The sequence below is a fragment of the Mycolicibacterium iranicum genome, from assembly GCF_014190915.1.
GTDB lineage: Bacteria > Actinomycetota > Actinomycetes > Mycobacteriales > Mycobacteriaceae > Mycobacterium > Mycobacterium iranicum_B.
Map to the genome: position 1 here is coordinate 254067 of NZ_JACHVU010000006.1, position 19551 is coordinate 273617.

Below are 19551 nucleotides of genomic sequence, written 5' to 3' on the forward strand. Positions count from 1 at the left end.
GGACTTTTTAGATGACCCCGACCGATGCATTGCAGGAGATGCTCGACGAGCACGAACTGCGCAAGCTCGTGCACCGCTACTGCCGCGCCGTCGATCGCGGCGACGACGCCACGCTGCGCAGCCTCTACCACGACGACGCCGAGGACGCTCACGGCAGCTTCTCGTCCGGTCCGGCCACCCGACTCGTCGAGCAGATCGCGGCGGCACGCCCGTTTCTCCGATCGATGCAACACCACATCACCACAACGAACTTCGCGATCGACGGCGCCGTCGCCGAAGGCGAGATCTACACCATCGCCACCCACACCTTCACCGTCGGCGACCACGACGTCGACGTCATTGTGGGCGGACGGTATCTGGACCGATACGAGAAACGCGACGGCACGTGGAAGGTGACCCACCGCGCCATCGTCACCGACTCCGCCTTCGTCAACGACCCGTCCAGGCTCGACCTCGGCCATCCCGTCACCAGGGACACCCCGGTCGGAGCGCCGGACGGCAGCGACCCGTCGCACGACTTCTTCTCGCTGCTGCCCTCGGCCCCCGTGCGCTGACGCCGCCGGCCGCGCGCGCCGCATCCCGCCGCCGAGTTTGGGATCGGTAGTCGCTGCGCGTCGATGTACTCATCGCCATGCACCGCACCCCGCGGGCATGAGCGCAAAGGCATCGACGCGACAACGAAAGGAGCCGGCCATGAACGCACCCGTCGCGACGCGCAGTCTCACACCGTCGACGAACACCCGGTCGCGCATGACCGGTCTCTACGCCCTGAAGCCGTGGTTCACCTCGCGGCTGACCCCGATCGTCGACGCGGCCGTCGCCCGGCGCATCTCGCCGGATGTCTTCACCGTCGTCGGCGTCCTCGGCGGCGGCGCCGCGGGCGTGACCCTCGCCTTCGGCTGGTGGCCGCTGGCGGCCGTGTTCATGGTGCTGCGCCTGGCGGGCGCGAACCTCGACGGCGCCGTGGCCCGGGCGCGCGGCGTGAGCCGCCCGTGGGGGTTCGTGGTCAACGAGATCGGGGACCGCACCGCCGACCTGCTGGCGTTCTCGGGCCTGGCCGTGTGGGCAGCCCGCCAGGGCGGCCCGGGCTTGGACTGGTTGTCCTGGCCCGTACTGCAGGTCCTCCTCGCCGCGCTGGCGGCCACACTTCCGACGTTCGCGTCGCTGGCGGCCGCGGGGGCCGGCGCCACCCGCCGCAACGGCGGACCGCTCGGCAAGACCGAACGGTGTGTGTTCGTGGTGCTGGCCGTCGCCATCCCTGTCCTCATGCCGGTGCTGCTGATGCAGCTGTTGAACGGCTCGGTGCTCACCACGGTGCTGCGGCTGCGCGCCGCACGCCGCGAGCTGGCCGCCCAGCGCACCGCGCGTCCGGCTACCCGCCCGGTACGTCCCCAGCCTGCGCGGCGCGTCGTGGCCGAACGCCTCGACGCCGTGACGCAGCCCATCGACATGGTGACCCAGCCCCTGTACGCCCTCGGGCGCGAGGCAGTGACCCGTCCGATGGTGGGAGCGGCGGCATGAGCGCCCCGATCGCGGCGAGCACCGCGCGCCACTGGTTGTGGCGGATCGTCTGCGCGGCGTCGGGCGGCGTGACCGTCAACGGACGATGGGATGTCCGGGGCGGCTGCGTGGTGGTCGCCAACCATTCGTCGCACGCGGACACCGCAGCACTGCTGGCGGCACTGCCGCCCGCGGCACGCCCCGTCTTCGGTGCCGCCGCCGACTACTGGTTCGAGGTTCCGGTGCGTCGCGTCATCGCCACCTCCCTGGCGGGAATCCTGCCGGTGCGACGGGCCGGAGCAGGCAATTACGCCGCGCTGCTCGCCGCAGCCGGGCCGGCGCTGCGTGCCGGCCGCACGGTGGTCCTCTACCCCGAGGGAACCCGGTCGACGGACGGCGTGATCGCGGAATTCCGTTCCGGCGCCGTGCGTCTGGCGCGTGACTGCGGCGTGCCGGTGGTACCCGTCGCGGTGCTCGGCACCGCCGACGTCCTGCCCAAGGACGGCCGCTACTCCCCCGCCCCGATGCAGGTGCGCCTGGGCGAACCGCTGGACCCGCACGACGTCACGGCCGCCCAGTTGCGCGAGCAGGTGGTGGCGCTGCGCGCGGACGCGGGTCACGACGAGCGCTACGCGTTGGCTTCGTGAAACGGGTTGCCGGACATGATGATCGTTGACGAATATCTGCGCTTCCTGCACCTCGACAGGCGCATGGCGCTCGACGTGGACCTGGGCCCGCTGCAGGTACACCTGCACTCACGGGCCGTGTTCTTCCTGTGGCTGACCGTGGCCGTCCTGGGCGCGGCAGGGCTGGCGGTCCTCGTCGCCCGTAAGCCGGAGCTGGTCCAGAAGTGGCGCACCTGGGTGCTGATCGCGCCCGTCGTCGGCGTGCCCGTCTGGATCGGGGAAGGCACCACCGCGGTGCTGGCCGCCGGGCTCGCCGTGACCGCGGTCGTCGAATACGCGCGGCTGGTACGGCTGGGCCGCGCAGACACCTGGGTGCTGCTCGCGCTGGCCGTGCTGTACCCGGCCGCGGCCTGGTTACGGCCGGAGATGCTCGGCTTCGCCCCGATCGTCGTCCTGCTGTGCGCGCTGCCGTCCGTACTCGGCGGAGACATCGAGCACGGTTGCCGCAGAACCGCTTTCACGGCCTTCGGCTCAGTGTGGATCTGCTGGTCGCTGGCCCACCTGGTGATGGTGTGGCCCGACACGTACCTGATGTGCTTCGCCGTCGCGGCCACCGATGTGGCCGCCTGGTGTGGTGGCAAGGGTCTGCGGCGGATGGCGTGGGCCCGGCGCCCGCTGTCCCCGCTGAGCCCCAACAAGACCGTCGGCGGCCTGGTGGGCGCGGTGATCGGCGCTTTCCTGATCCTGTCCGTGCTGGGCACCCTCACGGTCGGCCTGTTGATCGCCGTCGCCCTCGGTAGCGTGTTCGGTGACCTCCTGGAGTCGATGCTCAAGCGGCAGGCCCAGGTGAAAGACGCCGGCGACTGGCTCCCCGGCTTCGGCGGCCTGCTCGATCGCATCGACTCCCTGCTCGTTGTCCTCCCACTGGCCTACTTCCTCGGATGAGCGGACCCATGACGACCTACTGCACCACCGACGCGCCCACCCTCCCCATGACGGGGCGGCCACCGGCGGCCACCGGCGGCCTCACCGTCTCGGCCGTCAGCCTCACCGTGGCGCCCGATTCGACTCTGCTGGAGGATGTTTCGTTCACCGCACGGCGCGGATCGCTGACCGCGGTGATTGGACCCTCCGGCTCGGGCAAGTCCACCCTCGCCCGCGTGATCGCAGGGTTGCGCCCCACCCGCGGCACCGTGCTGCTCGACGGGCGCCCCGTGCACGGCCGCGCCGCCCAGGGCAACTCCCACGTCGGGCTGGTGCCGCAGGACGATGTCGTGCACGAGCGCCTCACCGTCACGCAGGCACTGCATTTCGCCGCCGAGCTCCGGATGCCGGCCACCAGTTCGGCGGCCGAACGCGCACGGGTCGTCGCCGACGTGCTCACCGAGCTCGAATTGACCCCGCATGCCCACACGCGGATCGACGCACTTTCCGGCGGCCAGCGCAAACGGGTTTCCGTGGCGCTGGAACTGCTGACCGGCCCGTCGCTGCTGGTGCTCGACGAGCCGACGACAGGGCTGGACCCGGCACTCGACCGTGCCGTCATGGCGATGCTGCGACGGTTGGCCGACGCCGGCCGCGTCGTCGTGGTCGTCACGCATTCCCTGACCTTCCTCGACGTCTGCGACCAGGTGCTGCTGCTCGCGCCCGGGGGCACCCTCGCCTTCTGCGGAGCGCCTCGCGACATCGCCGCGGCGATCGGGGCCAGCGACTGGGCCGACGTCTTCTCCAGGGTCACCGCCGGGGTGCGCGACACCAGGGCCCAGCCGTCCGAAAGGCGTTCATCGAACGCCCTTCTCGACACCGCGGCGGTGTCTGCGCCCTCCACCGGGCCCGGCGTATGGCGTCAGGTGTGGACGTTGGTGCGCCGCCAGGTCCGGTTGCTGCTCGCCCACCGCGGCTACACGCTGTTCCTCGCCGCCCTGCCATTCCTCGTCGGCCTGCTGCCGCTGACCGTCGCCGGCGACGCCGGCCTCGCGGCGATACCTGCGGACGGCGCTCCGCCCTTCGAGGCCAAGCATGTCGTGGCGTTGACGAGCTTCGCCGCGATCCTGATGGGAATGACCCTGACCATCCGCGAACTGGTGGGCGAGCGCGCCCTGTTCGAGCGCGAGCGGGCCGCGGGTCTGTCGGCAACGGCCTACCTGGTCGCGAAAACCGCTGTGTTCGGCGGGATCGCGGTGCTGCAGTCGGCGATCCTGGTGCTCGTCGTCACCGCACCCGGTGTCGGCAAGGCCGCGCCGTCGCACGCGGCGGCCCTGAGCAGTCCCCTGCTGGAGATGTTCGCAGGCGTCGCGGCGACCGCCGTGGCCGCGTCGGCGCTGGGGCTCGCGCTGTCGGCGGTGGCGCGTACCGGCGACCAGGTGATCGTGCTGCTGGCGATGACGCTGATGGCGCAGTTGGTGCTCGCCGGAGGCTACATCCCGGTGACGGACCGTCCGCTGTTCGAGACCGTCGCGACCGTGATGCCCGGACGCTGGGGCTTCGCGGCGACCGCATCGACGGCGGACCTGACGCGCTTGGTCGTCGGGATCGCCGACGACCGGCACTGGCAGCACACCGCATCGACCTGGCTGGTGAACATGGCCGTGCTGGCAGCGTTGACGCTGCTCTTCGCCGCGATCGCCCGCTGGCAGATCGTCCGGCGCCGGGCAGGAGGCCTGGTGCAGGAGTGAATCCTGTGACAGATGGGTATGCGACCGAAGCATCATCCGTATCCGCTTCAGGTCGAGGAGAGGCCCGTGGCCGTGTGCACCGCCCGTGCGCTGACGCGTCGCACCATCGCTGCGGTGGGAGCCGCCCTGATCGCCTCGACGACGTCGCTGACGCTCGGTGCGCCGCCCGCGGCAGCCGCGCCGGAGTGCCACGACGTCGAGGTCGTGTTCGCGCGCGGCACCGACGAACCGCCCGGCCTGGGTGTGGTGGGCACGTCACTGGTTGAGACCCTGCGCCCCATGGTGAAGGGGCTGTCGGTCGGGACGTATGCGGTCAGGTATCCGGCGTCCTGGGACTTCGGCCAGGTCGCGGTCGGCGCCAACGACGCCAGCCGGCGGGTGCAGGCGCTGGTGGCCCGCTGCCCGGACAGCAGGATCGTGCTGGGGGGCTACTCACAGGGAGCCGCCGTGATCGACGTGGTCGCGACCGCGCCGATCGCCGGCCTGGGGTACACCGCCCCGATGCCCGCCACGGTCATCCCCCACATCGCGGCGATCGCGGTGTTCGGCAATCCGTCAGCGCGGTTCGGCAGGCCTCTGACGGTGCTGAGCCCGGATTTCGGCGCCCGCACCGCCGACCTGTGCAACAGGAATGACCCGATCTGTTCGCGCGGCGACGATTTCGACGCCCACGTGCGGTATCTCCAGTCCGGGCTCGTGAAGCTGGCCGCCCAGTGGATCACCAAGCATGTGCGACAGCAGGATCAGAACCCGAACTCTTCCAACCGGGCACGGTAGGCCTCGACGTTGCCGAGCTTGACGGCCTCGTAGCCACGCACGATGTCGGGCAGACGCGCCACGTCGACCGCACGGTCGTAGTTGTCGTGGTCGAGTCGGCCGGCCAGGGTCGTCACGATGTCGGCGTACTCGGTGAGCAGTTGCCGCTCGACCCTGCGGACGTGGGCGTAACCGAAGGGGTCGAATCGCGTCCCGCGCAACCGCTTTCCCTTGGCCAGCGCCCGAAGCGCGACGTGGCTCGCCGGTCCCAGCGCGATCTTCTTCGAACGGCCCATCGCCCGCAGCATCGGCGGGTGCAGCCGGTAGGTCAGCTTCTCCCCGTCCGGCACTTCGGCTTTCACCTGGGCGAGGAAGCCCGGATCCGTCAGCAGGCGGGCCACCTCGTACTCGTCCTTGTACGCCGTGAACTTGTAGAGTCCCCGCGCGACGGCCTCGCTGAAGTCGGTGCGCGTCCCGAGTGCCCGTTCTGCCGCCCAGACCGTCTGCATCAATGTCACGTAACGACGCGCGACCTTCGTGTTCTGGTAGGCGACGAGATCGGCCGCGCGCCGCGCGATGAGGTCACCGACGTGGCCGGCGAACGTGGTGTCCGCCAGCACCTGGGCGGGCACCGCCGCCGCACCGCGCGCGGGTACCGGTGACACGGCGTCGTGGAAGCGGGCCGGATCGGCCTCCGCCACTCGTCCCCAGCGGAAAGCCGCCGTGTTCGCCTGCACGGCAACGCCGTTGATCTCGATGGCCTCTTCGATGGCTGACGCGGGGATGCGCAGCGCACCGGCCTGGTACGCGGCGCCGATCAACAGGAAGTTGGCCGTCGCGGTGTCGCCGAACAGGGACTGCGCCGCGGCGAGGGCGTCGAAGGAGTGCACCGAGCGGCACACCTGCCCCAGCCGGTTGAGCAGATAGGCCGTGTCGGGGTACTCGATCTCCTTGTCGTACACCATGTCACCGGTCGGCGTCTTGCTCGTCGAGGCGATGCAGACGGTCGCTGCGGGATCGGCATAGCCGAGGTTGCGCGTATCGGCTGCGGTCAGCAGATCGAAGGCCACCACGCAGTCCGCGGTGCCGGGTGTCAGCCGGTTCGACGGATCGAGGCGCTCGGCAGCGAACCGCAGGTGCGAGACCACGGGCCCGGCCTTCTGGCTCAACCCGATCTGGTCGAGGCTCTCGACGTCGTATCCCGCGCGCAGCGCCGCGGTGGCCAGCACCTGGTTGACCGTGACGATGCCCGTGCCGCCGATCCCGGCGAACAGAATGTTCTGCGTGGAGGTGACGGGGGGTAGCGACACATCGGACACCGGCGGTGGCGGCGGCACCGGCCGAGGTGCCTGCCTGCGGCCGGTGACCTCGACGGTGACGAACGACGGGCAGTCACCGTCCAGACAGCTGTAATCGGTGTTGCACGACGTCTGGTCGATCCGGGTCTTGCGGCCGAACTCGGTGTCCACCGGTTGCACCGACAGACAGTTGGACTTCACACCGCAGTCGCCGCATCCTTCGCAGACGGCTTCGTTGATGAGCACCCGGGTGGTCCGTGTGGGCAGGGTGCCGCGCTTGCGTTGCCGTCGCGCGTCGGCGGCGCAGTGCTGGTCGTAGATCAGCACTGTGACGCCCGTGACGTCGCGCAGGCGACGCTGCGCCTCGTCGAGACGGTCGCGGTGCCATACCAGGGTCCCTTCCGCCAGGGCACGCCTGCGGTGTCGCTGCGGTTCGTCGGCACAGATGATGATCTGTGCGACGCCTTCACTTCTGAGCTTGTGCGTCAATGCCGCGACGGCCAGCGCACCTTCGGCATGCTGGGCGCCGGTCATGGCGACGACCTCGTTGTAGAGCAGCTTGTAGGTGATGTTGACCCCGGCGGCCACGCAGGCCTGCACGGCGAGCTGGCCGGAGTGGAAGAACGTTCCGTCGCCGATGTTCTGAAAGAGATGGGGGACATCGGTGAACGGCGCCTGGCCGATCCACTGGCTGCCCTCGCCGCCCATCTGGGTGAGCCCGGTGACCGCGCTGTCCTTACGGCCGGACATGGTCACCATCGTGTGGCAGCCGATGCCGCCGCCGGCCAGCGAACCCTCCGGCACCGCGGTGGAGCGGTTGTGCGGGCAGCCGCTGCAAAAGTAGGCGGCGCGGCGTACGGGAAGCACTTCCAGTGACAGAGCCGGTGGCGGAGGCTTTTTCAGCTGCAGCCGGCCTCCCAGCACGCGGCGTAGCGGGCCGAGCAGTCGCCCGGCTGTCAGCTCGCCGTCGGCGGGGACCAGCGGCTGCCCCTGGGTGTCCTTCTTGCCCACGATGCGCGGTGCGTTGGTGCCGCCGTAGAGAATGTCCCGCATCTGCGCTTCCACGAAGGCCGTCTTGTCCTCGACCACCAGGATCTCATCCAGCCCTTCGGCGAACGCGGTGACCGTGTCGGGCCCCAGCGGCCACGGCATGCCGATCCGCAGCAGCCGCACACCGGCGCGGCGCAGCGCCGCGTCGTCGGCGCCGAGGTCGGTGAGAGCCTGCCGTACGGCATCGAAGGCTGTTCCGGTGGCGGCGATTCCGACGGTCGCCACGGGAGGGTCGACATCGATGACGTCGAGCCGGTTGGCCGACGAATAGGCACGCACGACCTCTGCGCGCGGACCGTAGAGATCGGCCTCGGCCAGCAGACTGTCGGCCGGTGCCGCCATCGGCCGCTGACGGTAGACGAAAGGGCGTCCTTCCCACAGCACTTCTGGAACGACGATGTCGATGTCGACGTCCTGCGCGTCGACGGTCCAGGCACCGTCGGCCACGTCCGCCACAATCTTCAGCGCCACAACACATCCCGAGGCGCGCGACAACGCCACGCCGTGCATCGCCATCGTGACGATATCTCGGGCGTTGCGCGGAAACAGCACCGGTATGCCCAGTGCGGCCAGGGATCGCTCGCTCACGGCCGGCACGGTGGAGGATTTGGACGCGGGGTCGTCGCCGACCAGCAGCAGCATTCCGCCTGAGGGGTTGGCCCCGTACATGTTCGCGTGCCGAAGCGCGTCGGTCGCCCGGTCGAGACCGGGCCCCTTGCCGTACCAGACACCGACCACGCCGTCGAAGCGCGGCTCCTTCTGCGAGAGCGCCGCGAAATCCGCCTGACTCCCCCACACCGACGTGGCTGCGAGTTCTTCGTTCAGGCCCGGAACAAAGGTGATGTCGTGGTCGGCGAGCACCTCGGGCATCCCGGACAGCATCCGGTCGACCCCGCCCAGTGGGCTGCCCTGGTATCCCGACACGAAGGTGGCGATTCGGCGACCCGCGCGCGCGTCGCGCTCCTGCTGCTCGACCAGGGCACGCGCGATGGCCTGCACCCCGGTCAGCAGCACGGCGGGTGATCCGGCGCGGAACCGGTCGCCGAGGTCGTAGGCACTCGGACCGGGTCTGCGGATGTCGAGGTCTGTCATCTGAGCTCACCGCCTCGGCTATTGCTGTGCGTATTGATGACCTCAGGGTGCCATCGCCACTCATTGTGAGCAAGCATGTGAGGTTCTATTGAGCATGTTGCCCAGAAATCTCAAAGTGTGACGTGCGATACTAAGCGACATGCCGAAGCTGGATCGCACCGATGCCCGTCTGTTGCTTGCGCTGTGTGACGCGCCCCGCGCGACGGGAGTGCAACTGGCCACCATGCTCAACCTGGCGCGCAACACGGTGCAGGCACGGCTGGCCCGTTGGGACCAGGACAAGGTCCTGGCGCCGATCGACCGGTGCGTGTCCCCGCGCGACCTGGGATATCCACTGAAGGCCTTCATCACCGTGGTGGTCGACCAGCACCGGCTGGAGAACGTCATCGCCGAATTGGAGACCGTTACTCAGATAACCCAGGTGACCGGGCTCTCGGGCGCCGCCGACCTGCTGATCGCGGTGGTCGCCACCGACGCCGACGATCTCTATCGGGTCGCGGGTCTCGTCCTGGCGGTCCCGGGCGTCGAGCGCACGACGATGTCGGTCGCGATGCACGAGGTCGTCGCCTACCGGACCCGGCCGCTGCTCGAACAGCTCGCCGCGGGCCGGCAGCCCACGTGAGCCTCAGAGCGCGGCGAAGCAGGGATTGGTTTCTTCGCTCGGGATCGAGGCGTCGCGACTGGAGAACGTTCCGACAACCGCCGAGTCGGTGACCTCGACGCTGTCCGCCTGGATTCCGAGCGGGTAGTTGTCGTTGAGCTTCTTGGTCAGGTCGTCGAGCGCGGACTGTACGGCGTCCTTCGGGAACGGCCCACTCACCTCGAGGACCTGCAGGGTCAGATCCCCCTCGACCACAACGGGTTTGGCGGTGACGCCGGCGCTTCCGGCGTCCAGGACGAGGGTTCCGGCCGCGGGGTCGGTACGGACGTCGGTGACCAGAGCGCCCACCCCGGGCAGATTCGCCGCGACGGTTTCCTTGATGCCCTCGGCGCGCCATGTCAGCGTGGCGTCCAACCGGCCGATGGTGCCCTTCGAGTCACCGGAATCGTTCAAACGCACATCCTGCAGCGTCACGTCGGCCGTCATGCCGTCCGCGGCCTGTACTCGGTCGCCGGCGGTGCGCACCGAGATGTTCGTGTAGTGGCCCGTGAGGTGTTGCCACAGGAACGGCGGGTTCACCCCGTAGGAGATGGTCGCACCGTCCTCGACGACGCATTCGGCGATACCGACCAGGACGTCGTCGGCGCGGTGCCGGGCGTAGAGTTCGGCGCCGGCCAGGCCGCCGACGATCACGGCGACGGCAACGACGGCGAGCAACGCGATGGTCTGCCGGGTGAAAAATGCTGAGCGATGCGGCTTTTCAGCGCTGGGCGCCAGTGCCGGTGCCGGGGCCGGCGCTGCAGGTGTGGGGTGCCGCGGGGGTGGTCGCGGGACATCCCTGGGCGGAGGCGGTCCAGCGGGACGGGCCGGAGGCGGAGGTCGCCTGAACTGCTCGGTCGGCGCCGCATCGGCCGGTCGCGCGCGAAGCCGCTCGGTCGGTGACTCCGGGCCGCCCGGGCGCGGGATCCGCCGGGTCGCGGGGTCGGGCTGCGGCGTCCCCCGGCCGCGCCGGTCGGGCTGCCCGGGGCGATGCGGCGGGTGCGTCACCTGGGCAATTGTGCCCCATGGGCGCAGGACGGCGGTGGAAGTCGGCCGAGGACGCGACACTACGTTGAGCCCATGGATTCCGGACCGAACCCGTTGGTCAGCGCCGTGCCGCGGCCCCACCCGGCGCGGCGGGACGCCCACCTCTACCCGGTGCACCATCCGATCGATGCCCGATTCGGCGACATGGACGCGAACGGGCACCTGAACAACGTCGCCTTGGAGTCGTTGCACGAGAACACGCGGGCGACGCTGAACCGCCGGGTCTTCCCCGACGTGTACGACCGCACCACCCGGCGCCTGCGCATCGTCACCTCCACGATCGTCGTCCACTACCTGCGCGAAGCGCCGTGGCCGTCGGTGATCGACACCGCGGTCGGGATCGGCCACGTCGGTCGCACCTCCTTCGTCGCGTCGACGGGCCTGTTCCTCGGGAAGGACTGCATCAGCCTCTGCGACACCGTGCTGGTGCTCCTCGACGACGACGGTCCGACACCGATCCCCGACGACGCCCGAGCCCGCCTGGAGGAATTGCGGCTTACCGCCAGCAGGTAGGGCAGAGCTGCGCCAACATCCATGACAGCGTGCGCGCGAGGGAGCAGAGTCGTCTCTGACAACGCACACCCCGTCAGGAGGGCACCCCGACGACGTCCACCGCACGCAGCAGCCACACCGCGTCTCTGGCCGACGGCGAGATCGTCGAGGAGTCGGACCTCGGCTCGATGCGGCGCGTGACCGCCGACAACCTGCCGATCCTCACGGGGCTGTCGATCAAGCGGGTGCTGCTCAACCCCGGTGCGATGCGCACCCCGCACTGGCATGCCAACGCCAACGAACTCACCTACTGCGTGTCCGGGACGGCCCTGGTGTCGATCCTCGACGACCACAGCAGGTTCTCGTCCTTCATTGTGACCGCAGGACAGATGTTCCACGCCGCTTCGGGCTCGCTGCACCACATCGAGAACATCGGCGCCGACGTCGCCGAGTTCATCATCGCGTTCCGCCACGAACGTCCCGAGGACTTCGGATTCGGGGCGACCCTGGGCGCATTCTCGGACGCGGTTCTCGGCAACACCTACGACCTGCCCGCCTCGGATCTGGCCAAGATCCGCCGCGACACCACCGATCGCAAGCTCGCCGCGCGCGTCGGGGCGCCGGAGATCCCGGCCGTCGCGTATCTCAACGATCCGCACGAGTTCGACATCGAGGCGCAGGCGCCCGGGCTGAACTACGTGAGCGGCAACGCACGGTTCGCGCGTGATCAGTTCTGGCCGGCGCTGACCGACATGTCGATGTACTCGCTGCGGGTCGCCGAGGACGGGATGCGTGAACCGCACTGGCATCCGGTCACCGCCGAGATGGGATACGTGCACCACGGCGATGCCCGGATGACCGTCATGAATCCCGATGGCACGCTGGACACCTGGACGATGACCACCGGCGACATGTACTTCATCCCACGCGCCTACCCGCACCACATCGAGAACATCGGCACCGACGAATGGCACTTCCTCATCTTCTTCGACCAGCCGTTCCCCGCCGACATCGGCTACCGGGCGTCGGCGAGTGCCTACTCCCGCGAAGTCCTCGCCGCGGCCTTCGACACCCACATCGACGACCTGCCCCACTTCCCTTTCACCCCAGCAGATCCGCTGATCGTGACGCGCAGCAATCCACGGGACTGAACCGCGGTCACACCGGGATGAACGTGAACGTCGTGACTCCGACGGGTCCGGCGCCGCACGGGTTCGGACCGTTGAGCGTGTAGACACCGTTCGTCCCGTCCGGGTTGAACGTGTATCTGGCCACGACGTCGACCGGGCGCCCGTCGGCACAGGTCGCGCCGCCGGGCACCCACTGGTCGAGGACGAATTGGCCGCCCTGCAGGCGCGCCTGTCCCTGATCGGTGTTGGCGTCGAGATTGAACAGACTCAGGCAGCCGGGCCCGCAGCTGTCCACGCGCATCCGGGTGTCGGTGACGACGCCGTTGGCCATCACGCTGCGATACAGGTAAAACCCCGGTGCGAGGTCGGCGCCCGCCGCGGGCGCGCAGACGAGGCTGCCCACGGCACACGCCGCCCCCACAGCGATGGGGCCGACGGCGGTCCTACTCGACGGCGCCCTCCCCGGAGCGCCCCCTGCCGGAGCGCCCCCTGCCTGAACGATGGACTGTCTCATGGTCTGTTCCTCACGGCCGGCGACGTATCCGCTGAGTGTAGGAAGCTGTGTTCGCCGGCGGACCCGATTCGCCCAGGTGAAACCTGTATCCGACGTTGCCAGTATCGAAGTCGCGCGCCGGTGACGGTCCGCATTGGACAACGCCTCGGTAAAGATCTGTGACGGACCGTATTTGGACGTGCTCGTTCGAGCCGAATGTGCAACCATCGAGCCGTGGGACTGTCAGATCGTCTAAGTTCTTTTGTCCGCCCCGCCCTCGTCGCCGCCGTCGCGCTGACGATCGCGCCTCTCGCCGCGCCGCGTGCCGGGGCGCAACCGGCTCCCCCGGCGCCGGTCCCGCCGGCACCCCCGGGGCCGCCGCCCGCCGCCGTCGGACCGGCCCCCGGCCCCGCACCCGCGCCGGCTCCTGCGGCAGCACCGCTGGCCGCCCCGCCCGGCTGCCCCGATGTCGAGGTCGTCTTTGCGCGCGGCACGACCGAGGCTCCGGGCCTGGGCACGGTGGGTCAGGCGCTCGCCGACGATCTGCAGGCCAAGCTGCCCGGCCGGTCGGTGCGTGTGTATGCGGTGGATTACCCGGCCAGCCCGGATTTTCCGACGGCCATCCAGGGCATCACCGATGCCAGCACGCATGTCCAGCAGATCGCGATGAACTGCCCCGACACCAAGCTGGTCCTCGGCGGTTATTCCCAGGGTGCGGCCGTCATGGGTTTCGTGACAACGGAATTGATCCCGGACGGGGTGTCGGCGTCGGAGGTTCCGCAGCCGATGCCAGCCGACATCGCCGACCATGTCGCCGCGGTGACGCTGCTCGGGACGCCGTCGGATCGGTTCATGAGCATGATCAATCAGCCTCCGGTCGCCATCGGCCCGCTGTATCAGCCCAAGACCATCGAGCTGTGTGTCCCCAACGACTTCGTGTGCTCGCCGGGCAACGACTTCGGCGCGCATGCGCGGTATGTCTCCGACGGTCTGGTGATGCAGGCGGCCGACTTCGCGGTCGGGAAATTGGCCGGCGCCTTGGACACCTCAGAGGACGCGGACACCTCGGAGGAACAGACACCGCAGTGATGTCGGAACCCGCCGCTGCGGGCCGACGGTCGCGATAGTGTTCCCACACCAGTTTTGATCGCTCACCTGAAGGGTCGGCAGTGACCAGATCACGGTTCCTCGCACTTGCTGCGTCCACGTTCCTCGTCGTCGGGATGGCCGCGTGCGCCCCGCCGGAGAAATCCGACAGCGGCAACCAGACCGGGTCCGGCGTGAACGCCCGCGAAGCGACCTCTGCGGAGGACTTCGGCGGCATGGATGCTCTGGTGGAAGCCGCCAAGGCCGAGGGCGAATTGAATGTGATTGCGCTGCCACCCGATTGGGCGAACTACGGCGAGATCATCAATGCCTTCTCCGAGAAATACGGCATCAAGGTCAACTCGGCGCAGCCGGACGCGAACAGCCAGGACGAGATCAACGCCGCGAACCAACAGAAGGGCCGCAGCACCGCGCCGGATGTCTTCGATCTCGGCCAGGCGATCGCGTTGGCGAACACCGCGATGTTCGCGCCGTACAAGGTCGCGACCTTCGACGAGATCCCGGAGCAGTTCAAGGATCCCGACGGCACCTGGGTCAACGACTACGGCGGCTACATGTCGATCGGTTACGACTCGGCGAAGGTTCCCGAGATCACCGGCGTCAACGACCTGTTGAAGCCGGAGTTCGCCGGCAAGGTCGCGCTCAACGGCGACCCCACCACCGCCAGTGCCGCCGCCAACGGTGTGCTGATGGCGGCGATCTCGAACGGTGGATCGGTCGACGACATCGCCCCGGGCGTGGACTTCTTCCGGCGGCTCAACGATGCCGGCAACTTCCTGCCGGTGGATCCGACGCCGGCCACCATCGAAGCCGGCCAGACACCGGTCGTCATCGACTGGGACTACCTCAATTCCGCGCAGACGGCCACGATTCCGACGTGGAAGGTGTTCGTGCCGTCCGACGCGCTGGTGGGCGGCTATTACTTTCAGGCGATCAACAAAGACGGGCCCCATCCCGCGGCCGCGCGGCTGTGGCAGGAGTTCCTCTACAGCGACGAAGGCCAAAACCTCTACCTCAAGGGGATGGCCCGCCCTGTGCGTGCCGAAGCGATGGCCGACGCGGGGACCGTCGACAGGGCGGCGTTCGATGCGTTGCCCGCGGTGGACGGCGCCCCGATCATCCCGACCGACGAGCAGAGCACGAAGAACGCGGAGTTCCTCGGCGCGAACTGGGCTTCCGCCGTCAGTTGAGCAGGCCGGTCAGTTGAGTAGGCCTGTTAGCTGATCCGCACGCCCTGGCGGATCAGCTCCTGCTGGACGGCGTGGACGTCGACGTCGGCGAATTGTCTGCCGGAGCGCACCGAGAGCGCGGCGGCGACACCTGCGCCCTGACCGGTGACCGCGCAGCAGGACATGTTTCGCGTCGCGGCGTGCGCGATGCGGTCTCCGCCGGTGGCGCGGCCGGCGACGATCAGGTGGCGCACGGCTTTCGGCAGGGTGGACCGGTACGGGATCTGCAGATAACGTCCCGTCGTCGGAAGCACCAGAACGCCGTAGCCGTCGATGAATTCCGGGTAGATGCCGATGCTGTCGTCGAAGCGCCCCTGCTCGCGGACGTCGTTCTCGGTGAGGTTGTAGACGGCGTCGATCTTGCGGGTGTCGCGGACACCGATGGTCATCCCGAAGTTGCGCAGCCGGGCCGTCTCGCAGCCGGGCGTGTAGCGGCGCAACGCCTCGATGGCCAGCATCGCCTGCCTGCGCCCCTCGATCTCCCACCGCGTCAGGCTGTCCGGATCGGTCCCGTCGCAGCCGGACAGGTGCACGAGGTTCATGTACGTCAGCTCGCCCGTGTCGTGCATCGCGCCCCACGTGCCGCCGATGGTATTCAGGTCGGCCGGCAGCAGGCCGTCCTCGATGGCTTTGGCGAACGGCTTGCCCAGGTACGGCGAATACAGATCGGCGTCCTTGGCGGCTGTCTCGTCGGCGGCGAATTCCCCGGCAGCCCAGTCCCTGTAGGTCTGCGGATCGTCGGCGACCCCGCGCAGGAACGCGGCCTTGTCCACCCCGGCGAGATGGAACATCACCGACGCGGCCATCATCGCCTCGACCGGTGTCTTGGACACCGGTGCGCCGGCCCGGGTGGCCACATCGGCGTCGCCGGTGGCGTCGACGACCCGTCGAGCCAGGATCGCCTCGCGGCCCGCCTTCGACTCGGTCAGGATCCCGATCACGGTGTCGCCGTCCATCAACGGCGCGACGAACTGACGGTGCAGCATCGCGTGGATGCCGGCCTCCTCGACGAGCCGGTCGGCCACCACCTTGAAGCCTTCGGAATCGAGTTCGTAGGACAGCGACTGACTTTCGGGTACCGCCGCGCCCATCGCCCTGGCGCGCTGCTCGAACTCCCACCCGATGCCGCCGGCCTCGACGGTCTGTTCGTGCCGGTACCAGGCGAAGCCCTCGACGCCGACAGCGGTGATGTTCCCGCCGAAACAGCCGTAGCGCTCGACGAGCGTCACCTCGACCCCCGCCCGGGCCGCCGCCAACGCGGCCGCCAGACCGCCGGGGCCCGAGCCCACGACCAGCACGTCGGTCTCGTGGAGGACGTCGATCTCGCGAGCGGGTTCGGTGATGGTGCGCGGCATGGCGCGGATCCTAGCCCCCGAACGTGTCCGGTCCGCGACGCAGAATCGCCATGGCGGCCAGAAGTTCCCACGCAATGATCGGGTAGACCGCGCCGCGCTCGACGAGTCCCACCGGCAGAACCGTCGAGCCCCCTGCACCGTCGACGATCAGTATCAGCAGGCACGCGATCCCGAAGGCGCCGAGCAGCATGCCGGCGCGGCGGAAAGCCGTTGTGGCGCCGAACCTCCCGCTGCCGGCCCCGCCGATGATCGCGGCGGTGTTCCCTCCGACGATCGCCAGCCCCGCGCCGAGGACATGCCAGTGCGCCTGGGCCGAGCCACTGGGGAACACGCCGACCAGGATGTTGCCGGCGGCGTTCGCCGCGGCCGCGGCGACGAACGCCCGTACCGTCCAGTGTTTGGTCGGGGATGCGCGCGCGAGCACCACAGCCCCGGCGAGGAACAGAGATCCGTGCACCATGAACGCCCCGATGTTCATCACCGGTGAGACACCGAGGTCGCTGATGTAGTCGGCGACGTAGCTGTATCCGTCGACATGCGTCGCGGCGACGGCCTCGCAGACCAGATAGACACCCGCACCGAGGAGCCACAGATACGCCGCCGCACGGGCAGAGGTGGTGATCGCTACACCCCGCGCTCGACGGGCAGTTGACCTTTGTCGACTGCGGCGGTCAGCGCGGCGTGGTCGGCTTCGGTCTGGTCGGCGTACCGGCGCGCGAAGGTGCACAACGCGTCGTCGACCCGCTCGGAGCGCCCCATGTAGCCCGCGATCATCGACGCCCCACTGGTTCTGGCGTGCCCCTTGGCCAGCAACTGCCCGACGACACCGGTGTAGTCGATCAGCGCCTTGCCGTCCATGGCGTCCAGCGGGATGGTGCCCTTCATGTTGCGGAACTGACGGACGTAGAACTGCCGCCCGTTGACCGTCGTCCACCCCAGCAGCGGGTCGCTGACGGTCTGCAGCGCCTGCTGGTATTCGACCACCCGCTGGCCCTGGTGCGCGTGCCACGCCGATTCGCCGTGCACGTAGCGCGCCAGCACGGAGCGGCGCGCCTGCTTCAGTTGGAGGAACACTACGTCCTCGGGCGAAGATCCTTCCAGCAGAGCCACATACGCGCGCAGGCCGACGCTGCCGACCCCGACCACCTTGTGGGCGACGTCGAGGATCGTGTAACCACCCAGCACGCGCCGCCAATGGGTGGACAGCGTCGGGAGATAGTCGTCGAGCGCGGCGGACAGCGCGTCGGCTTCGCGGTCCGGCAGTCGGGTGATCAGCGGCGGTTCCTCGACGATGCGCCGGACCCCGCCCACCTCTTCGGTGAAACGCGGCAGCGCGCGGTCACTCGTGCGGTGGCGGGCCCGGACCGCCGAGCGGCGCACCTGATCGGCCAGCGGACCCGCCGTCTCCCCCGCGAGCCGGTCGACGTCGAGGCGGGTGAACGACCGGGAGAACAGCGGCTCGTCGGCGAGTCGGCGCACCTCGGTGCGGTAGGCCGAGACGCAGGAACGCACCGCTGCGGCGCAGTCGTCCTCGGCAGCGCCGTTGTGGCGCCCCGCGACCCAGATACTGGCGACGAGCCGGCGCAGGTCCCACTCCCACCCGCCCGGGTGCGCCTCGTCGAAGTCGTTGAGATCGATGACGAGGTCGCGCTCCGGGGAGGCGTAGAAGCCGAAGTTGCCGAGGTGTGAGTCGCCGCAGACGACCGGCATGATGCCGGTGGACGGCAGCCGGGCGACGTCGTCGGCCATCACCACGGCGGTGCCGCGCAGGAACCCGTACGGGGAGGCGATCATTCGGCCCACCCGCACCGGAATGAGCCGTTCCACCCGGCCCCGGTGGTTGGCCTGGATGAGTTGCACGGGGTCGGGCCGGTCGTCCGGCGGCGTCCATTCCGCGAGCGTCTTGCGGGGCACCCGTTTGCGCAGGCTCTTGCCGAGCGCATACCGCTCGGCACGGGTGACCGGGCGCTGACGCAACGAGTGATACGGCGCGGCGTCCGCCTCGGCCAGCACCGTGTGCCTGGTGGGTGGGGGTCCTGTCGCGGCACTCACCGATGCCATGTTGCCTCGTCCGCAGCGGTGTGGGGCACATTAGGAGAATCGCAGTCGGCGGTGGGACCCGTCTGTGCGCTGTTCATCGATCACACTGTCCTGGTGACAGAATCCGGCGCGACCCGAGTTGCGGTGTACCTCGACTTCGACAACATCGTCATCTCGCGGTACGACCAGGTCAACGGGCGCAATTCGTTCCAGCGCGACAAGGCCAAGGGTTTCGAGGACGGCCCGGACAAGCTCACCCGTGCGACCGTGGATGTCGGCGCGATCATCGATTTCGCGTCGTCCTTCGGCACGCTGGTCCTCACCCGCGCCTACGCCGACTGGTCTGCGGAGATCAATGCGCGCTATCGGGGTCAGCTGGTCGGCCGCGCCGTGGACCTGGTTCAGCTGTTCCCGGCGGCGGCGTACGGCAAGAACGGCGCCGACATCCGGCTGGCCGTCGACGCGGTGGAGGACATGTTCCGTCTGCCCGATCTGACGCACGTGGTGATCGTGGCCGGCGACTCCGACTACATCGCACTGGCCCAGCGGTGCAAGCGGCTGGGCCGGTATGTGGTGGGCATCGGTGTGGCGGGTTCGTCGAGCCGGATGCTCGCCGCGGCGTGCGACGAGTTCGTCACCTATGACGCGTTGCCGGGCGTTCCGGTCTTCGAGCCCGATCCCGTTGCCGAGGAGAAGCCGGCCCCGAAGCGCCGCTCGTCGCGAAGCAAGGCGGCCGAACCGTCCGAGGCGTCGGAGGAGTCCGAGGCTCCGGACCCGCAGGCGGTCGCGACCGGCCTGCTGACCCGAGCCTTGCGGATCGGACTGGAAAAAGATGACGTCGAGTGGCTGCACAACTCGGCGGTGAAGGCGCAGATGAAACGGATGGACCCGTCGTTCAGCGAAAAGTCGCTGGGCTTCAAATCGTTCAGCGATTTCCTGCGGTCCCGCAGCGACGTCGTCGAACTCGACGAGAGCTCGACCACCCGGATGGTGCGGCTACGCGAAAGCGCGTGACACGGAC

Annotated in this window: 19 protein-coding genes and 1 pseudogene; 14 read left to right on the top strand and 6 right to left on the bottom strand. The window is 69.2% G+C overall.

What is annotated here, in order from left to right; translation table 11 throughout:
* Positions 1-11 precede the first annotated feature (11 nt).
* The 7 genes and pseudogenes from FHR72_RS15655 (at position 12) to FHR72_RS15680 (ending at position 5578) form a co-directional block, all read left to right on the top strand.
* On the top strand, positions 12-554 hold the full coding sequence (locus FHR72_RS15655) for a nuclear transport factor 2 family protein (RefSeq protein WP_183469600.1): 543 nt from the start codon (positions 12-14) through the stop codon (positions 552-554).
* Positions 555-693: 139 nt separating this feature from the next.
* On the top strand, positions 694-1521 hold the full coding sequence (locus tag FHR72_RS15660; protein ID WP_260156045.1) for a CDP-alcohol phosphatidyltransferase family protein: 828 nt from the start codon (positions 694-696) through the stop codon (positions 1519-1521).
* A complete protein-coding gene (locus FHR72_RS15665; protein WP_183469602.1) occupies positions 1518-2147 on the top strand; it encodes a lysophospholipid acyltransferase family protein in 630 nt (209 codons plus the stop codon). The genes FHR72_RS15660 and FHR72_RS15665 overlap by 4 nt, the downstream gene beginning before the upstream one ends.
* A gap of 15 nt (positions 2148-2162) precedes the next feature.
* Positions 2163-3071 (top strand): phosphatidate cytidylyltransferase, encoded by a 909-nt coding sequence (locus FHR72_RS15670; RefSeq protein ID WP_183469604.1) that lies wholly within the window; start codon positions 2163-2165, stop codon positions 3069-3071.
* 47 nt (positions 3072-3118) lie between these two features.
* Positions 3119-3733: pseudogene (locus tag FHR72_RS26860) on the top strand (ABC transporter ATP-binding protein); the annotation flags it as partial.
* The gene (locus FHR72_RS26865) at positions 3713-4801 is read left to right on the top strand and encodes an ABC transporter permease (protein WP_472670784.1); all 1089 of its coding nucleotides are present in this window, start codon (positions 3713-3715) and stop codon (positions 4799-4801) included. The pseudogene FHR72_RS26860 and the gene FHR72_RS26865, both read left to right, overlap by 21 nt.
* Positions 4802-4813: 12 nt before the next feature.
* Positions 4814-5578, top strand: a complete 765-nt coding sequence (locus FHR72_RS15680; protein WP_396888459.1) for a cutinase family protein — start codon at positions 4814-4816, stop codon at positions 5576-5578.
* On the opposite strand, the gene FHR72_RS15685 is transcribed toward FHR72_RS15680, so the two are convergent.
* Positions 5545-8997, bottom strand: coding sequence for an indolepyruvate ferredoxin oxidoreductase family protein (locus FHR72_RS15685; protein ID WP_183469608.1), 3453 nt, complete (start codon positions 8995-8997; stop codon positions 5545-5547). The two genes, FHR72_RS15680 and FHR72_RS15685, sit on opposite strands and share 34 nt — an antisense overlap.
* A 139-nt stretch (positions 8998-9136) precedes the next feature.
* Here FHR72_RS15685 and FHR72_RS15690 point away from each other — a divergent pair, with 139 nt between their 5' ends.
* The gene (locus tag FHR72_RS15690) at positions 9137-9619 is read left to right on the top strand and encodes an Lrp/AsnC family transcriptional regulator (protein ID WP_183469610.1); all 483 of its coding nucleotides are present in this window, start codon (positions 9137-9139) and stop codon (positions 9617-9619) included.
* A 3-nt stretch (positions 9620-9622) separates the two neighbouring features.
* Here FHR72_RS15690 and FHR72_RS15695 read toward each other — a convergent pair whose 3' ends face one another.
* Positions 9623-10315, bottom strand: a complete 693-nt coding sequence (locus FHR72_RS15695) for an LmeA family phospholipid-binding protein (protein ID WP_311736150.1) — start codon at positions 10313-10315, stop codon at positions 9623-9625.
* 23 nt (positions 10316-10338) lie between these two features.
* On the opposite strand from FHR72_RS15695, the gene FHR72_RS26770 reads away from it, so the two are divergent.
* From FHR72_RS26770 to FHR72_RS15705, 3 genes are all read left to right on the top strand, one after another.
* Positions 10339-10485: a hypothetical protein gene (locus tag FHR72_RS26770; protein WP_311736151.1), complete on the top strand. Its 147-nt coding sequence runs from the start codon at positions 10339-10341 to the stop codon at positions 10483-10485.
* Between the two features lie 232 nt (positions 10486-10717).
* A complete protein-coding gene (locus tag FHR72_RS15700) occupies positions 10718-11197 on the top strand; it encodes an acyl-CoA thioesterase (RefSeq protein WP_183469614.1) in 480 nt (159 codons plus the stop codon).
* A 167-nt stretch (positions 11198-11364) separates the two neighbouring features.
* Complete coding sequence (locus FHR72_RS15705; RefSeq protein WP_260156046.1) at positions 11365-12327, top strand: cupin domain-containing protein; 963 nt, start codon at positions 11365-11367, stop codon at positions 12325-12327.
* 7 nt (positions 12328-12334) lie between these two features.
* Here FHR72_RS15705 and FHR72_RS15710 read toward each other — a convergent pair whose 3' ends face one another.
* Positions 12335-12709 (bottom strand): hypothetical protein, encoded by a 375-nt coding sequence (locus tag FHR72_RS15710; protein ID WP_183469616.1) that lies wholly within the window; start codon positions 12707-12709, stop codon positions 12335-12337.
* 324 nt (positions 12710-13033) lie between these two features.
* Here FHR72_RS15710 and FHR72_RS15715 point away from each other — a divergent pair, with 324 nt between their 5' ends.
* Together FHR72_RS15715 and FHR72_RS15720 are read left to right on the top strand one after the other, a co-directional pair.
* On the top strand, positions 13034-13888 hold the full coding sequence (locus FHR72_RS15715; protein ID WP_311736152.1) for a cutinase family protein: 855 nt from the start codon (positions 13034-13036) through the stop codon (positions 13886-13888).
* 134 nt (positions 13889-14022) lie between these two features.
* On the top strand, positions 14023-15096 hold the full coding sequence (locus FHR72_RS15720) for an ABC transporter substrate-binding protein (protein WP_183469686.1): 1074 nt from the start codon (positions 14023-14025) through the stop codon (positions 15094-15096).
* 26 nt (positions 15097-15122) lie between these two features.
* On the opposite strand, the gene FHR72_RS15725 is transcribed toward FHR72_RS15720, so the two are convergent.
* The 3 genes from FHR72_RS15725 to FHR72_RS15735 are packed head-to-tail and all read right to left on the bottom strand — an operon-like array spanning position 15123 to position 18551.
* On the bottom strand, positions 15123-16490 hold the full coding sequence (locus FHR72_RS15725; RefSeq protein ID WP_183469618.1) for an FAD-dependent oxidoreductase: 1368 nt from the start codon (positions 16488-16490) through the stop codon (positions 15123-15125).
* 10 nt (positions 16491-16500) lie between these two features.
* A complete protein-coding gene (locus tag FHR72_RS15730; protein WP_311736154.1) occupies positions 16501-17217 on the bottom strand; it encodes a DUF998 domain-containing protein in 717 nt (238 codons plus the stop codon).
* A complete protein-coding gene (locus tag FHR72_RS15735; protein ID WP_183469620.1) occupies positions 17115-18551 on the bottom strand; it encodes a DUF2252 domain-containing protein in 1437 nt (478 codons plus the stop codon). The genes FHR72_RS15730 and FHR72_RS15735 overlap by 103 nt, the downstream gene beginning before the upstream one ends.
* A 93-nt stretch (positions 18552-18644) precedes the next feature.
* Here FHR72_RS15735 and FHR72_RS15740 point away from each other — a divergent pair, with 93 nt between their 5' ends.
* Positions 18645-19544 (top strand): NYN domain-containing protein, encoded by a 900-nt coding sequence (locus FHR72_RS15740; RefSeq protein ID WP_183469622.1) that lies wholly within the window; start codon positions 18645-18647, stop codon positions 19542-19544.
* The last annotated feature ends 7 nt before the right edge of the window (positions 19545-19551 follow it).

Excerpts from the sequence above, each read along its gene's own strand:
- FHR72_RS15720 (WP_183469686.1), top strand. The coding sequence starts at position 14,023 with ATGGCCGCGTGCGCCCCGCCGGAGAAATCCGACAGCGGCAACCAGACC.
- FHR72_RS15670 (WP_183469604.1), top strand. The coding sequence starts at position 2,163 with ATGATGATCGTTGACGAATATCTGCGCTTCCTGCACCTCGACAGGCGC.
- FHR72_RS15665 (WP_183469602.1), top strand. The coding sequence starts at position 1,518 with ATGAGCGCCCCGATCGCGGCGAGCACCGCGCGCCACTGGTTGTGGCGG.
- FHR72_RS15660 (WP_260156045.1), top strand. The coding sequence starts at position 694 with ATGAACGCACCCGTCGCGACGCGCAGTCTCACACCGTCGACGAACACC.
- FHR72_RS15655 (WP_183469600.1), top strand. The coding sequence starts at position 12 with ATGACCCCGACCGATGCATTGCAGGAGATGCTCGACGAGCACGAACTG.
- FHR72_RS15705 (WP_260156046.1), top strand. The coding sequence starts at position 11,365 with ATGCGGCGCGTGACCGCCGACAACCTGCCGATCCTCACGGGGCTGTCG.
- FHR72_RS26770 (WP_311736151.1), top strand. The coding sequence starts at position 10,339 with ATGCTGAGCGATGCGGCTTTTCAGCGCTGGGCGCCAGTGCCGGTGCCG.
- FHR72_RS15735 (WP_183469620.1), bottom strand. The coding sequence starts at position 18,551 with ATGGCATCGGTGAGTGCCGCGACAGGACCCCCACCCACCAGGCACACG.
- FHR72_RS15700 (WP_183469614.1), top strand. The coding sequence starts at position 10,718 with ATGGATTCCGGACCGAACCCGTTGGTCAGCGCCGTGCCGCGGCCCCAC.
- FHR72_RS15680 (WP_396888459.1), top strand. The coding sequence starts at position 4,814 with ATGGGTATGCGACCGAAGCATCATCCGTATCCGCTTCAGGTCGAGGAG.
- FHR72_RS15690 (WP_183469610.1), top strand. The coding sequence starts at position 9,137 with ATGCCGAAGCTGGATCGCACCGATGCCCGTCTGTTGCTTGCGCTGTGT.
- FHR72_RS15725 (WP_183469618.1), bottom strand. The coding sequence starts at position 16,490 with ATGCCGCGCACCATCACCGAACCCGCTCGCGAGATCGACGTCCTCCAC.
- FHR72_RS15685 (WP_183469608.1), bottom strand. The coding sequence starts at position 8,997 with ATGACAGACCTCGACATCCGCAGACCCGGTCCGAGTGCCTACGACCTC.